Raw genomic sequence first — 13,945 nt, forward strand, 5'->3', positions numbered from 1 at the left:
GCGGACAGAATTAGAACACGTTCCAGCCCGCCTTGTCTGCCGACTCGGAGAGTTCGTCTGTGGAGCGGTCGACTGCACCGAGCGACCCATCCGACACGCTGCCCGACAGCGCCGGATGGTGCTTGACCTGCGTACATGCAGTGGTCACCATGGTGGTATGGATGCCGCGTCGATCACCGGGGCGCGCAATTGGGATGCGGTCCGGCAGCGTCACCCCGAGATGGTGGATCGCCTCGAGGTCGGTCTGTCGCGGTCCGATGCGCTCGCTGATGCCGTGATCGCGCAGATGCACGAACGCGATGTCTCGTGGATGCGATTGCTCGCATCCGTGGAGGCCGGCGTCGACGATCCGGCGACGTTGCCGACCCTCGCGGATCTGATGCGGTCGGCGAGCGAGCCTCCGCCGTGGTTCGACCGGGCGCTGGCCGAGGCCGGTGCGCGCGCGTGGTGGCGGTTCGGCACGCTGCAGTCGTCGACGCTGTATCAGTCGCTGATCTATGGGTACAAGGCGCAGGGATTCGTCCGGCCGCTGGCCGCCACGGGCCGGCTCGGCGACGGGACGCTCGAGCGGGTTCAGAACACGGCGCGCTGGGTGGCCGAGGCGACCGCGCCGGGGGCCATGCGTCCGGGCGCCCCCGGGTGGGTGGCGACCATCCGAATCCGCTTGCTGCACGCGTTGATCCGTGACCATCTGCTGGCCGACCGAGGTGGCACGGGGGAAGTCTGGGACGCCGACTCGTGGGGCGTGCCGATCAACCAGACCTATTCGGCGCTGACCATCGGTGGGGGCTTTCTCGTGCTGCCCCTGATCGTCGCGCGCGACCTTGGGATCCACTACAGCAGCGCCGAACGTGAGGCGATCACCCATCTCTGGCGATGGATCGGCTGGGTGATCGGCGTCGACGACCGTTGGCTGCCGACCGACTTCGCCGGAGCCCGTGAACTGTTCGCCGTCGCGGCGGAGTTCGAGCTGGAACCCGATGCGGTCTCGAAGACCTTGACCCGTGCTCTGCTGCGGGACGGCTACGATCTGCAGAACGCGATCCCGCTACCAGGACCGGTGGTGTCGATGATGGGACTCGTGATCAAACCGGTTCTCTCCACGTCGTTCTCATCGATCAGTACCCGCTGGATGGAACAACCCGCGGCGGGCGCCATGGGGTTGCGCAGGACACCGCTCCATCACCTGGTGGACGTGGCCCGCCCGGCCGTTCGCCTGCGTGAGGTCTTGCGTGCGACAGGTCTATTGGGTTCCGAGGCCGCCGTCGTCCGCCGGGAACTGCGGACGGTACGCCGAGGTCTCGGGTTGCCCGCACTGGACGCCGAGCCGTTGACCGAAGTCGGTTAATGTTGATAACTTAACGCCGATAAGCGACCCGTGGGAGTGCGTATGTCGGCGAGGCTGACGCGACTGATCATCAAGGCGCCGAGGGCGGTGCTGGCCGTCGCCGTGCTGGTCCTCGCGCTGGCGGGTCTGTACGGCGCGACGGCGGCCCAGCATCTGCTGGCCGGCGGCTACAGCGATCCGAACTCGGGATCGGCGCGCGCCGACCACATGCTCGACGAGACCTTCCATCGCGGCGGACTGCAGGTGGTGATCAAGCTCGACGGGCCGGCCGGGATGAACATGGCGACCGATCCGGTCGCCCGGGAGGTCGGCACCGGGATCGTCGACGAGCTCGAACGCCGCGACGATGTGCAGAGCCCGATCCTCTCGATCTGGCAGGACCCGAACCTGGCCCCGGCCCTGGTGAGCCGGGACTCCACATCGACCCTGATCGTCGCGACCCTCGACGGCGGGGAGGAGCTGGCGCCCGAGCGTGCCGAGCAGATCGCCGACCTGGTCTCCGGTGAGCAACAGGGGATCTCCGTCCGCGTCGGCGGGCAGGGGCTGGTGTTCAGTCAGGTCAACGCTCAGACCACGAAGGACCTGGCCAAGGCCGAGGCGATCGCGATCCCGATCAGTTTCCTCGTCCTGATCGTCGTGTTCGGTGGCCTGGTGGCGGCCGCGCTGCCGGTGATCATCGGGATCGTCGCGATCGTCGGCACCTTCGCATTGCTCCGCCTGATCGCGGAGTTCGCCGATGTCTCGATCTTCGCCCTCAACCTCACCACCGCGATGGGGCTGGCGTTGGCCATCGACTACACGCTGCTGATCGTGACGCGATATCGCGAAGAGGTCGCGACCGGTGCGCAACGTGCGACTGCGATCGCGACGACGATGGCGACGGCCGGTCGGACTGTGGCGTTCTCGGCGGTGACCGTCGCGCTCTCGCTCGCGGCCCTGGCGATCTTCCCGATGTACTTCCTCCGGTCATTCGCCTATGCCGGTATCGGCGTCGTACTGGTCGCGTCGCTGGCGGCGCTGATCCTGACCCCGGCGATCCTGCTGGTGCTCGGACACCGCGTGGACGCGCTCGACGTACGCAGGCCGGTCCGCAGGCTCTTCGGCCGGCCGGAGCCGACGCCAAAGGTGATCGAGGAGACCCGGTGGTATCGATCGGTGCAGTACGTCCTTCGGCACGCGGTGCCCGCCGCCATCGCGGTGACGGCACTGCTCCTCGTTCTGGGAGCACCGTTCTTCGGGCTTCGCTTCGGCTTCCCCGACGATCGGGTGCTGCCGGTGTCGGCGTCGTCGCACGCGATCCAGCAGGAGATCCGTGAGGACTACCCGCAGAACCTGTCGTCGTCGGTGACCGTCGTCGCCTCGGGGGTTTCCGACCAGGCCGCTCTCGCCCGGTACACCGCAGCGCTCGGAGGTCGGACAGGTGAACTCGGCGACGTCGTCGGCGGGCACATTCGTCGACGGTCGATCGGTCGCCCCCGGCTCCGCCGACGACACCCGCGGCGACGTCTCCGTGATCACCGTGGCGACCGATCTGGAGCCCATGGGCGACGACGGTCTGGCGCAACTCGACCAGTTGCGTGACGTCGCTGTCCCGGACGGTGCGGACGTACTGTTCACGGGCCTCGCGGCCACCAACGAGGACACGGTCGACGCCATCTACGCGCACCTTCCGTGGGTTCTGGCGACCATCGCGATCGCCACCTTCATCCTGCTGTTCCTGTTCACCAGCAGCGTCGTGCTGCCGCTGAAGGCGCTCGTCCTCAACGTGCTGTCGCTGACCGCGACATTCGGTGCGATGGTCTGGTTCTTCCAGGACGGGCATCTCGGCGGGTTGGGTACCACCTCGACCGGCTATCTCGTCGCGACGATCCCGATCCTCATGTTCTGCATCGCCTTCGGTCTGTCCATGGACTACGAGGTCTTTCTCCTCGGACGTATCCGCGAGGAGTGGCTGGCGTCGGACGGAAGCCGGGCGGCGAGCGACCATGCGGTGGCGGTCGGCCTGGCCCGGACCGGTCGGGTGGTGACCGCGGCTGCGCTCTTGATGAGCATCGTGTTCGCCGGCATCGCGGCGTCCGAGGTCTCGTTCATGCGTATGTTCGGTGTGGGGCTGACCTTGGCCGTCCTGATGGACGCGACCCTGATCCGGATGGTGCTCGTGCCCGCGTTCATGCGACTGGCCGGGCGCGCCAACTGGTGGGCCCCGGGCCCGCTCCGGCGCCTGCACGATCGGATCGGGTTGTCGGAAGCGGTCGTTCCGCAACCGGCCGACCCGACAGGACTCAAGTCGACCCAGGAGAGCAGTGCGCAGCACGACGAAACGAACCCGGTCACCCCGCGGGTCCGGTGAGCTCCTCGCCGAGGAGATCATCGCCTCGGCCACCGCGCTCCTTCTCGAAGAGGGGGATGACGCGGCGGTGTCGATCCGTGCGGTCGCCGGCCGGGTCGGGGTGACCCCGCCGTCGATCTATCTGCACTTCGCCGACAAGGACGCCTTGCTCGACGCCGTGTGCGCGCGTTATTTCGAGCAGCTCGACGGCGTGCTCGGCGAGGTGTCCGAGGGCATCGTCGATCCGCTCGAGCGGGCACTGCAGCAGGGTCTGGCCTACGTGCGATTCGCCGTGGAGACGCCCGTCCTGTACCGGTTGGCGTTTCGGCAGGCGCCGCCCGGCGGGGCCGGGGCCTCGATGGTGGACGAGGTGTTGGCGGCCTCCGCGTTCGCCCGGATGTCGGCGACCGTGACCGAGCTGGCCGACGAGGGGTTCTTCCCGGTGTCCGACGTCACCGAGGTGGTACTCGAGTTCTGGTCGGCAGCACACGGGGTGGCGTCCCTGATGCTCGCCAAGCCGGGTCTGCCATGGGGCGATGACCTGGTTCTCGCCGAATCCCTGATGCGTTCGGTCTGCCTCGGACGTGCTTCGATGGGCGTCCTCGGGGCGGCGAGCGAGCCGTGCGACGTGCGTGCATGGTTGGGCAGGCAACGTTTCGGCAATGCTGACAATGAGGCTGTCGCACGACATGAAAGTCAAGAGAAGGTAAAGTCGGAACTCGATAGCAGTCGTACCCGTTGACAGGGCAGACACCACAAGCAAAAGGAGCACGTACGTGCGAGAGAGCAGCAATCCGGTTATGCGCGGCGTCGTCCGCGATAACCAGACCGGCTACGCCGGTTTCGGCGCCGGAGCGGCCGCCGCCGGTCAGGGTGCCATGTGGAATCAACAGGGGCAGCAGACCGATCCATACACGCGTCCGGCCGCGCCGGTCACCCGCCAGCTGACGATCGACGATGTGGTCACCAAGACCGCGATCACCCTCGGCGTGCTGACCATCTCGGCCATCGCGACCTACTTCCTGGTCGACCAGAACGTCGGACTCGCCTCCCCGCTGATGCTCGTGGGTGCGCTCGGTGGCCTCGCACTGGTGCTGGTCGCCTCGTTCGGCCGCAAGCAGGACAACCCGGCGATCGTGCTCGGGTACGCGGTCTTCGAAGGACTGTTCGTCGGCTCCATCTCGTTCGTCTTCGCGAACATGGTGGTCGCCAACGACACCTCCGCCGGGGCGCTGATCGGGCAGGCCGTGCTCGGCACGTTCGGAGTGTTCTTCGGCATGCTGCTGGTCTACAAGGTCGGCGCGATCCGCGTCACGCCCCGGTTCACCCGCATGCTGTTCGCCGGCATGATCGGCGTCATCGTCTTGATGCTGGGCAACCTCGTGATCGGGCTGTTCAACGGCGGAGAGGGCTTCGGCCTCCGCAACGGCGGACCGCTGGCGATCATCTTCTCGCTGGTCTGCATCGCGCTCGCCGCATTCAGCTTCCTGCTCGACTTCGACGCCGCCGACCGGCTCATCCGGGCGGGTGCACCGGAGCGCGCCGCCTGGGGTGTCGCGCTGGGCCTCACCGTCACGCTGGTCTGGCTCTACGTCGAGATCCTGCGCCTGCTCAGCTACTTCAACTCGGACTAGCCTCACAGACCGGAGACCCCGCGCCGCATGTATTGCGGTGCGGGGTTTTTGTGTGGGGTCGGTGGGATTCGCTGAAAAAACCACTCGCCAGGCCCGATCAGCGTTGATAGCGTTCTGAAACATGTGGTGAGCAGTGGGAGCGCGGCCGATGAATTCCGCCGCCGTAGCCGGTCAAACAATCCATCGCCATCGACCCGTCGGTCGATGGCTTCTTTCCGGAAAGGACTCTCTGTGACTGCCACCGACACGTCGTCACCCACCGACGACCGACTGTCGCGTCAGAACCTGCTCCTGATCGGCGTCCTGCTGGTCGCCTCGTTCGTGGTGATCCTCAACGAGACCGTCATGAGCATCGCGATCCCGGTGCTCCAAGAGGATCTGGGCGTCGATCCCAGTGTGGGTCAATGGCTGACGACGGCCTTCCTGCTGACCATGGCGGTCGTCATCCCACTCACCGGCTTCCTGATCCAGCGCGCGGGAGCCCGGGTGTTGTTCATCGCCGCGATGTCGGCGTTCACCGTCGGTACCTTCATCGCGTTCGCGGCGCCGGGATTCGAGGTGCTGCTGATCGCGCGGGTGATCCAGGCGCTCGGCACCGCCATCATGCTGCCGCTGCTGATGACGACGGTGATGACCGTCGTCCCCGAGGCGCGGCGTGGCGTGATGATGGGCAACATCTCGGTCGTCATCGCGGTCGCCCCGGCGCTGGGCCCGACGGTGTCCGGCTTCATCCTGGATCACTTCGGCTGGCGCTGGATCTTCGGCTTCGTCGGTCCGATCGCGCTGGTGGCGCTCATCGTCGGCGGCGTGCTCGTTCGGCCCGTCGGGGAACGGATCAAGACGCCGATCGACTATCTGTCGATCCCGCTGGCGGTGCTCGGTTTCGGCGGCCTGGTCTACGGGCTTGCCGGGATCGGAGAATCGGCGGAGGCGGGATCGTCGGTGCCGCTGTGGGCCCCGTTCACGATCGGTGGCTTGGCGCTCGCCGCCTTCATCGGTCGCCAGCTCGCCCTTCAGGGACGGGATCGTGCTCTGCTGGACCTGCGAGTGTTCAAGTCCGGGCAGTTCTCGCTCGCGATGGGGGCCATGGTCGTCGCCATGGGGACCATGCTCGGCACGTTCATCGTGGTGCCGTATTTCGCGCAGACCGTCCTCGGGCTCGACCCGCTGACGACCGGTCTGCTGACGCTGCCCGGCGGCCTCATCATGGGACTCGCCGGACCGCTCGTGGGGCGGATCTACGACATGTACGGGCCGCGGGTCCTCGCAGTCCCGGGCGCGATGATCGTGAGTTGCGCGGTCTGGATGCTCGTCTTCGTCAGCCCGTCGACATCGCTCTGGTGGCTGATGGGCGCCAACGCCCTGTTGTGCCTGGGGCTCGCCGCGACCTTCACGCCGCTGATGACGCTCGCGCTCGGGTCCGTCGAGCCGCGGCTGTACTCACACGGCTCAGCCGTGCTGGGCACCTTCCAGCAAGTGGCCGGTGCCGCAGGCACAGCGTTGTTCATCACTGTGATGACCGTGGTGTCGACGGCCGACCAGGGCGCGGGCGTCGCTGAGGCAGAGGCGATCAGTCACGGCGTGCAGCGCGTGTTCACCGTTGCCGGATGCCTGAGCATCGCGCTGATCGTCATCGTGCTGTTCGTGCGGAAACCGCAGGCGCCGCTGGAGTTCGCCGAGGACACGTCCGACGGCGCGCTCGACGCGGATGCGGTACTGCCCGAAAGGGTCTGACAACAAAGGTCCGGGGCCGTCGGAATCATCCGACGGCCCCGGACCTTTGTGGCCGTGAGCCGGGATCAGCTGAGGCGCTCGAGCACCATCGCCATACCCTGCCCGCCACCCACACACATCGACTCGATGCCGAAGGTCTTGTCCTGGGTCTGCAGGTTGTTGAGCAGGGTGGTGGTGATGCGCGCGCCGGTCATGCCGAACGGGTGCCCGAGTGCGATCGCGCCGCCCGAGATGTTCAGCTTGTCGTGGTCGATGCCGAGTTCGGCGGCCGAACCGAGTACCTGGACGGCGAATGCCTCGTTGATCTCGACGAGGTCGATGTCGGAGATCGACTTGCCGGAGATCCGGAGGACCTTGCGGATCGCCTCGATCGGCCCGAGACCCATGATCTCGGGCGACAGGCCGGTGGCCGCGGTCGCGACGACCCGCGCGAGCGGGGTCAGGCCAAGTTCCTTGGCCTTGGTGTCGCTCATGATCACCAGGGCGGCCGCGCCGTCGTTGAGCGGGCAGGCATTGCCTGCGGTGATCGTGCCGTCGGGTCGGAACACCGGCTTGAGCTGCGACACCTTCTCGTAGGTTGTTCCGGCGCGCGGTCCGTCGTCGGTGTTCACCGTGGTGCCGTCGGGAAGGGTGACCGGATCGATCTCACGCTCGAAGAAGCCGGACTTGATCGCTTCCTCGGCACGGTTCTGGCTGAGCACACCCCAGCGATCCTGATCCTCGCGGGAGATCCCGGTGAAACTCGCGACGTTCTCCGCGGTCTGGCCCATCGCCATGTAGACGTCGGGGATCAGTCCGTCCTTGCGGGGGTCGTACCAGGTCGGCGCGCCGCCCTCGGCGGACTTCTCGGTACGCGCCATGGCCTCGTCGAACACCGGGTTCTTGGAGTTCGGGGCGCCGTCTGCGCCGCCGGAGATGCCGAAGCTCGACACACTCTCGACGCCGCCGGAGATGATCACGTCGGCTTCGCCTGCCTTGATGGCATGCAGCGCCATGCGGGTGGTCTGCAGCGACGACGAGCAGTAACGGTTGACCGACACACCCGGCACATGATCGAGGCCGAGTTCGACGGCGATCACGCGGGCGATGTTGTAGCCACCCTGACCACCGGGCTGACCGATGCCCCAATGAATGTCCTCGATGTCGGCGACGTCGAGTTCGGGCACCTTCGCGAGCGCGGCGGCGACCATCTGGCGGGAGAGCTCGTCCGGCCGGACGTCTTTGAGGGATCCCTTGCCGGCGCGGCCGATGGGGGAACGGGCATGGGCGACGATGACTGCTTCAGGCATGCCGCCAGATTACCCCCTAGCAGTTGCTTGGTTCCTCGGCCGTCCCACGAGACGGCGAACCCTGCTGACCAGCCGGTTCTGTTCGACCGCCTCAGAGACCTCGGGCGGCTGCGGCAGCGGCGCCGGTCCCCACTCGCCGATCGCCTCGAGGACCTCGGGGATCAGGATGTCGGCGGCGAGGGCATAGCCGGCGGCCGACGGGTGGTACTGATCCGGCGAGAACATGTGTTCCGGCTTGGCCAGGAACTCCTTGGCGAGCAGGTCGGCCATCGGGACCGGGCGGCCACCGGCCGCGCGCACCGCGCCGCGCTGCGCCGCGGCGAGTTGCAGACCCCAGCGGCGCAACACAGACCGCAGCGGTTGCGGGATCGCGGTGATCACACCGAAGTCGGGGCACGTCCCGACGACGACCTCGGCACCGTTCTCCTTGAGCAGGGTGACGGCTTCGCCGAGCCGTTTGGCCGACGACCGGATGCCGTTGGTGGCCGTGACGTCGTTGGCGCCGATCAGGATCACCGCCACATCGGGTCGCTCGCGCGTGATGAGCATGGCGTCGACCTGTGCCTCCAGGCCCTTGGACGTGGCGCCGACGATGGCCTTGTTGGCGTATCGCACGGTCTTGCCGGTCTCCGCGGCCACCCGTCGGGCCAGCAACACGCCAGGTGTCTGATCCGCGGTCTCGGCGCCGAGACCCGCGGCGGTCGAATCACCGAAGACGACGAGGTAGACGTCCACCGAGGTGCCCCGGGCGGGACGATGCGGCCCGGTCCCGTCCGGCAGGTAGATGCCGTCGCCGTTGGGGGCGTCGTCGGTGCGATGGGGTATCACCGTGCGGGCCTCGGTGGCCTGACCGTTCAGGTAGTTGTATGCCGCCCACGACGCGCCCGCGCTGGCCGCGGTCGCCGCGACGGTCGCGCCGACCTCACGCAGCAATCGGTTGTTGTCCACGGCGACCCGGCCACTCGAATCCATGTGACTCCAATTCGGACACGGCAGCCAGCTTAGTCGGAGTTTCACTCCGGGTTCGATCCGATTCCGGACCTCTGGGACCATGGTCGTATGCGAATCGCTGATCATGTCGTGGACCTGGTGGGCAACACCCCGTTGGTCAAGCTCAACTCGGTGACCAACCCCGGTTCGGGCCTGGTCGCGGCCAAGCTCGAATACCTCAACCCCGGTGGCAGCAGCAAGGACCGGATCGCCGTCCGGATGGTCGAGGCCGCCGAACAGTCCGGGGCGTTGCCGCCCGGCGGCACGATCGTCGAGCCGACCTCCGGCAACACCGGCGTCGGTCTGGCATTGGTGGCACAGCAGCGCGGGTACAAATGCGTGTTCGTCTGCCCGGACAAGGTCGGTGAGGACAAGCGCAACGTGCTCCGCGCCTACGGGGCCGAGGTGGTGGTGTGCCCGACCGCCGTGCCACCGGATCACCCGGACAGCTACTACAGCGTCTCCGACCGGCTCGTGCGCGAGATCGAGGGCGCCTGGAAGCCCGACCAGTACTCGAATCCGGCCGGGCCGCAGAGCCACTACGAGACCACCGGGCCGGAGATCTGGGCGGACACCGAGGGCAAGGTCACGCATTTCGTCGCAGGCGTCGGCACCGGGGGCACCATCACCGGAACCGGCCGCTACCTCAAAGAGGTGTCCGGCGGCGCGGTGAAGGTCGTCGGCGTCGACCCGGAGGGCTCGGTCTACTCGGGCGGCACCGGCCGCCCGTACCTCGTCGAGGGCGTCGGCGAGGATTTCTGGCCGTCCGCGTACGACCCGTCGATCCCCGACGAGATCATCGCGGTGTCCGATGCCGACTCGTTCGACATGACGCGGCGGCTCGCTCGCGAGGAGGGCCTGCTGGTCGGCGGCTCCTGCGGAATGGCCGTGGTGGCCGCGCTGCAGGTCGCCGAACGCGAAGGCCCGGACGCGGTCGTCGTCGTGCTGCTGCCCGATGGTGGCCGTGGCTACCTGGGCAAGATCTTCAACGACAGATGGATGAGCAGTTACGGCTTCCTCCGGTCCCCGCTCGACGGCAAGGCCACCGAGCCGCTCGTCGGTGACGTGTTGCGCGGCAAGGCCGGAGCGTTGCCGGATCTGGTTCACACCCATCCGTCCGAGACGCTGAGGGATGCCATCGAGATCCTGCGCGAATACGGCGTCTCCCAGATGCCGGTCGTCGGGGCCGAGCCCCCGGTGATGGCCGGTGAGGTCGCAGGTGCGGTGACCGAGCGGGACCTGTTGGGTGCGGTCTTCGAGGGCCGCGCCAGTCTGGCCGACCCGGTGTCGGCCCATATGGGTGATCCGTTCCCGCTCATCGGGTCCGGCGAGCCGGTGTCGGCGGCCACCAAGGTGCTCTCGGAGTCGGATGCCCTCATGGTGGTGGAGGACGGTAAGCCGATCGGTGTCATCACCCGCCACGACCTGCTGGCCTTCGTCAGCAGCAACCCCATCGTCGGATAGGAAGTCGAGCCATGAGCGAGAAGCGCAGTGCCGCGGATTCGACCCGCTGGCAAGGATTTTCCACCCAGGCCATCCACGCCGGATACGATCCTGACCCGCAGACCGGTGCCGTGAACGTGCCGATCTATGCGAGCTCGACGTTCGCGCAGGACGGTGTGGGCGGCCTCCGCGACGGGTTCGAGTACGCCCGAACGGGTAACCCGACGCGGCGCGCCCTCGAGGCCAACATCGCTGCGCTCGAACGTGGCGCGTACGGACGGGGCTTTGCCTCGGGCATGGCCGCGACCGACGCGCTGCTGCGTGCGACGCTTCGACCCGGCGACCATCTGGTGATCCCCAACGACGCCTACGGTGGCACGTTCCGCCTCATCGACAAGGTCTTCTCCCAGTGGGGGATCACGTACTCGGCCGCTCCGGTGTCCGATGTCGACGCGGTCCGGGCGGCCATCACGCCCGCCACCAAACTGGTCTGGATCGAGACCCCGACGAATCCGCTGCTGAACGTCGGCGACATCGAGGCGCTCGCCGCGGTGGCGCACGAGGCCGGTGCGAAGCTGGTGGTGGACAACACCTTTGCGTCTCCCTACCTGCAGCAGCCGATCACGCTGGGCGCCGATGTGGTGCTGCACTCGACGACCAAGTATCTGGGCGGACACTCCGATGTGGTCGGTGGCGCACTGGTCACCAACAGCGAGGAACTCGACGAGGCGGTGGCGTTCCTGCAGAACGGTGCAGGTGCCGTGCCGGGCCCGTTCGACGCCTACCTCACCATGCGCGGCATCAAGACCCTGGCCGTGCGAATGGACCGACACAGCGACAACGCCGAACGCGTCGTCGAGTACCTCTCGTCGCATCCCAAGATCGATTCGGTGCTGTACCCCGGACTGGCACAGCACCCCGGACACGAGGTCGCGGCCAAGCAGATGCGGCGGTTCGGCGGCATGGTGTCGGTCCGGGTCAAGGGCGGACAAGTTGCCGCGCAGGAGTTCTGCGCGCGGACCGAGGTGTTCACCCTGGCCGAGTCGCTCGGTGGCATCGAGTCGTTGATCGAGCACCCCGGTGCCATGACACACGCATCGACGGCCGGCTCTCTGCTGGAGGTCCCCGCCGATCTGGTGCGCCTCTCGGTCGGCATCGAGGACATCGCCGATCTCCTCGGCGACCTCGAAAACGCGTTGGGCTGACGTCGGACGGCCCAGGGGCCGATACTGGCGAACATGCTCCTCACCTCCGCCGAGATCGACGACGCAGGGCAGGCCCTGTCCGGTGTCATGCGCCGCACCCCGATGGTGGCCTCGCGTGTGCTCTCCGAACGGATCGGGTGCGAGGTCTGGCTGAAGTGCGAGAACCTCCAGCGCACGGGGTCGTTCAAGCCACGCGGTGCATACCTGCGCATCTCTCGCTTGTCGGCCGAAGAACGATCACGTGGTGTGGTCGCGGCCAGCGCCGGAAATCACGCCCAGGGCGTCGCGTGGTCGGCGGGCACACTCGGCATCACCGCGCGCGTCTACATGCCGCGCGGCGCAGCGCTGCCCAAGGTGGCGGCGACGAAAGCCTATGGCGCGGAGGTCGTCCTCGAGGGGTCGACCGTCGACGAGGCGCTCGTCGCGGCTCGGCGGTTCGCCGATGAGACGGGCGCGGTGCTGGTGCATCCCTTCGATCACCCCGACATCGTGGCCGGGCAGGCGACCGTCGGGACCGAGATCCTGACCCAGATGCCCGACGTCGACGCGATCGTCGTTCCCCTTGGCGGGGGTGGTCTGCTGGCCGGGGTCGCGGCGGCCGTGAAGGCACGACGCCCCGAGGTCACCGTCATCGGGGTGCAGGCCGCGCAGGCCGCGGCCTGGCCGCGATCTCTCGCCGAGGGCCACCCGGTTGCGGCCGCATCGATGAACACGATGGCCGACGGCATCGCCGTCGCGATGCCCGGCGACGTCCCGTTCGCGCACATCAGTGAGCTGGTGGATTCGGTGGTCACCGTCAGCGAGGAATCGCTGAGCACGGCCCTGCTGCTGATGCTCGAACGGGCGAAGCTGGTGGTCGAGCCGGCCGGGGCGGCCGCGGTCGCCGCACTGACGGCCGGTGGCCTCGAGCTGTCGGGCAAGGTGTGCGTCATCGTGTCCGGCGGCAACATCGATCCGTTGCTGCTGAGTCATGTCACGACGCACGGGCTGACCGCCGCAGGCCGGTTCCTCACCGTCACCGCAACCGTCGCCGACCGCCCGGGCGGGTTGATCGCCCTGCTGGAATTGCTCCGCGACCGTGGGGCCAGCGTCGTCGACGTGGTGCACTCCCGGGTTGCCGACGACCTCTACCTCGACGAGGTCCAGGTGACCGTCAGCGTCGAGACCAGGGGACCCGAGCACCAGCGTGAGGTTCGTCGTGCGCTGTCGGAGGCGGGCTTCCTCCGCGAGTGAGCCCACGCTTCACCCCGACAGCAACCAAGATCCCGCCGACAGCAACCGTAAACTCGCCGACGGCAACCAGTATCTCGCCGACAGCAACCTGTGACCACGCGTCGGGGAAGCCCGTCGCCGGCAAATACGGTGCTCTCGGCGGGGAGACGGTTGCTGTCGGCGGGGTACCGGTTGCTGTCGGCGGGGAACGGTGCCGTCGGTCAGGACTGCGGCATCAACTTCGCGAAATGCCGCACCGTGTCGGTTTCGACCGTTTTGAACACGGTCGATGCGGTGGGACCCGAGAACGCGGTGACCGCCTTCGCCGAGGTGGAGAGTTCCAAGGCGAAGGACCAGACGAGTCGGCACCCGACCTCGGCCTGTCGTACCTCGGTGAGTTCCCCGAACCTCTTGAGACCCGGCGTCGACGCGGACACGGCGTAGAAGGCATTGCGGTACTCACCGGCGGCCTCGTCCTCGTCCCAGACGAAGAAGTGTTCGGACAGCCCTGCCACCCCGAGTGATGCCTTGCGGGTGGTGCCGACGCCATACGGCGGCGGCGAGGTGAACTCGATGGATTTGATTGCGCGACACCAGTCGAGCGTGTTCTGCCGGGTGAACTCGGCCCACGCGCGCTGCGGCGTCACGGGCAGGTTCACATCCATGCGGTAGGTGATCGGTGCGGACTCGAAGAAGTCGAGGTCGATGGCCTCGAGAGGGTAACTGCGCGCCATGGTTCCATTCATACACGTAGGGACTGA

At 67.6% G+C, this 13,945-nt stretch carries 11 protein-coding genes and 1 pseudogene; 8 read left to right on the forward strand and 4 right to left on the reverse strand.

What is annotated here, in order from left to right; all coding sequences use genetic code 11:
* Window positions 1-10: 10 nt before the first annotated feature.
* Window positions 11-151 carry a hypothetical protein gene (locus OVA31_RS18620; protein ID WP_267628093.1) on the reverse strand — a complete coding sequence of 47 codons (141 nt, stop codon included), beginning with the start codon at window positions 149-151 and terminating at the stop codon, window positions 11-13.
* A 6-nt stretch (window positions 152-157) separates the two neighbouring features.
* Between OVA31_RS18620 and OVA31_RS18625 the strand changes: the two genes are divergently transcribed.
* From OVA31_RS18625 to OVA31_RS18645, 5 genes and pseudogenes are all read left to right on the forward strand, one after another.
* Complete coding sequence (locus tag OVA31_RS18625) at window positions 158-1,348, forward strand: oxygenase MpaB family protein (protein WP_267628094.1); 1,191 nt, start codon at window positions 158-160, stop codon at window positions 1,346-1,348.
* A 42-nt stretch (window positions 1,349-1,390) separates the two neighbouring features.
* Window positions 1,391-3,698, forward strand: a pseudogene (locus tag OVA31_RS18630) (MMPL family transporter).
* Window positions 3,652-4,419 carry a TetR/AcrR family transcriptional regulator gene (locus OVA31_RS18635; protein WP_267628095.1) on the forward strand — a complete coding sequence of 256 codons (768 nt, stop codon included), beginning with the start codon at window positions 3,652-3,654 and terminating at the stop codon, window positions 4,417-4,419. The pseudogene OVA31_RS18630 and the gene OVA31_RS18635 overlap by 47 nt, the downstream one beginning before the upstream one ends.
* 34 nt (window positions 4,420-4,453) lie before the next feature.
* Complete coding sequence (locus OVA31_RS18640; RefSeq protein ID WP_164306958.1) at window positions 4,454-5,311, forward strand: Bax inhibitor-1/YccA family membrane protein; 858 nt, start codon at window positions 4,454-4,456, stop codon at window positions 5,309-5,311.
* Between the two features lie 204 nt (window positions 5,312-5,515).
* Window positions 5,516-7,045, forward strand: coding sequence for an MDR family MFS transporter (locus OVA31_RS18645; RefSeq protein WP_420714076.1), 1,530 nt, complete (start codon window positions 5,516-5,518; stop codon window positions 7,043-7,045).
* 65 nt (window positions 7,046-7,110) lie between these two features.
* On the opposite strand, the gene OVA31_RS18650 is transcribed toward OVA31_RS18645, so the two are convergent.
* Window positions 7,111-8,334, reverse strand: coding sequence for an acetyl-CoA C-acetyltransferase (locus OVA31_RS18650; RefSeq protein ID WP_267628097.1), 1,224 nt, complete (start codon window positions 8,332-8,334; stop codon window positions 7,111-7,113).
* A 9-nt stretch (window positions 8,335-8,343) separates the two neighbouring features.
* A complete protein-coding gene (locus tag OVA31_RS18655) occupies window positions 8,344-9,306 on the reverse strand; it encodes an SGNH/GDSL hydrolase family protein (RefSeq protein ID WP_267628098.1) in 963 nt (320 codons plus the stop codon).
* A gap of 87 nt (window positions 9,307-9,393) precedes the next feature.
* On the opposite strand from OVA31_RS18655, the gene OVA31_RS18660 reads away from it, so the two are divergent.
* The 3 genes from OVA31_RS18660 to ilvA are packed head-to-tail and all read left to right on the forward strand — an operon-like array spanning window position 9,394 to window position 13,205.
* Window positions 9,394-10,788, forward strand: a complete 1,395-nt coding sequence (locus OVA31_RS18660) for a cystathionine beta-synthase (protein WP_267628099.1) — start codon at window positions 9,394-9,396, stop codon at window positions 10,786-10,788.
* Between the two features lie 11 nt (window positions 10,789-10,799).
* Complete coding sequence (locus OVA31_RS18665; RefSeq protein WP_267628100.1) at window positions 10,800-11,972, forward strand: cystathionine gamma-synthase; 1,173 nt, start codon at window positions 10,800-10,802, stop codon at window positions 11,970-11,972.
* Between the two features lie 33 nt (window positions 11,973-12,005).
* The gene (ilvA, locus tag OVA31_RS18670; RefSeq protein WP_267628102.1) at window positions 12,006-13,205 is read left to right on the forward strand and encodes a threonine ammonia-lyase; all 1,200 of its coding nucleotides are present in this window, start codon (window positions 12,006-12,008) and stop codon (window positions 13,203-13,205) included.
* Between the two features lie 200 nt (window positions 13,206-13,405).
* On the opposite strand, the gene OVA31_RS18675 is transcribed toward ilvA, so the two are convergent.
* On the reverse strand, window positions 13,406-13,918 hold the full coding sequence (locus OVA31_RS18675) for an SRPBCC family protein (RefSeq protein ID WP_267628103.1): 513 nt from the start codon (window positions 13,916-13,918) through the stop codon (window positions 13,406-13,408).
* Between the last annotated feature and the right edge of the window lie 27 nt (window positions 13,919-13,945).

This window comes from Gordonia sp. SL306, from assembly GCF_026625785.1.
Classification (GTDB): Bacteria; Actinomycetota; Actinomycetes; order Mycobacteriales; family Mycobacteriaceae; genus Gordonia.

Excerpts from the sequence above, each read along its gene's own strand:
- OVA31_RS18620 (WP_267628093.1), bottom strand. The coding sequence starts at position 151 with ATGGTGACCACTGCATGTACGCAGGTCAAGCACCATCCGGCGCTGTCG.
- OVA31_RS18625 (WP_267628094.1), top strand. The coding sequence starts at position 158 with ATGGATGCCGCGTCGATCACCGGGGCGCGCAATTGGGATGCGGTCCGG.
- OVA31_RS18645 (WP_420714076.1), top strand. The coding sequence starts at position 5,516 with ATGGCTTCTTTCCGGAAAGGACTCTCTGTGACTGCCACCGACACGTCG.
- OVA31_RS18650 (WP_267628097.1), bottom strand. The coding sequence starts at position 8,334 with ATGCCTGAAGCAGTCATCGTCGCCCATGCCCGTTCCCCCATCGGCCGC.
- OVA31_RS18655 (WP_267628098.1), bottom strand. The coding sequence starts at position 9,306 with ATGGATTCGAGTGGCCGGGTCGCCGTGGACAACAACCGATTGCTGCGT.
- OVA31_RS18660 (WP_267628099.1), top strand. The coding sequence starts at position 9,394 with ATGCGAATCGCTGATCATGTCGTGGACCTGGTGGGCAACACCCCGTTG.
- OVA31_RS18665 (WP_267628100.1), top strand. The coding sequence starts at position 10,800 with ATGAGCGAGAAGCGCAGTGCCGCGGATTCGACCCGCTGGCAAGGATTT.
- ilvA (WP_267628102.1), top strand. The coding sequence starts at position 12,006 with ATGCTCCTCACCTCCGCCGAGATCGACGACGCAGGGCAGGCCCTGTCC.
- OVA31_RS18675 (WP_267628103.1), bottom strand. The coding sequence starts at position 13,918 with ATGGCGCGCAGTTACCCTCTCGAGGCCATCGACCTCGACTTCTTCGAG.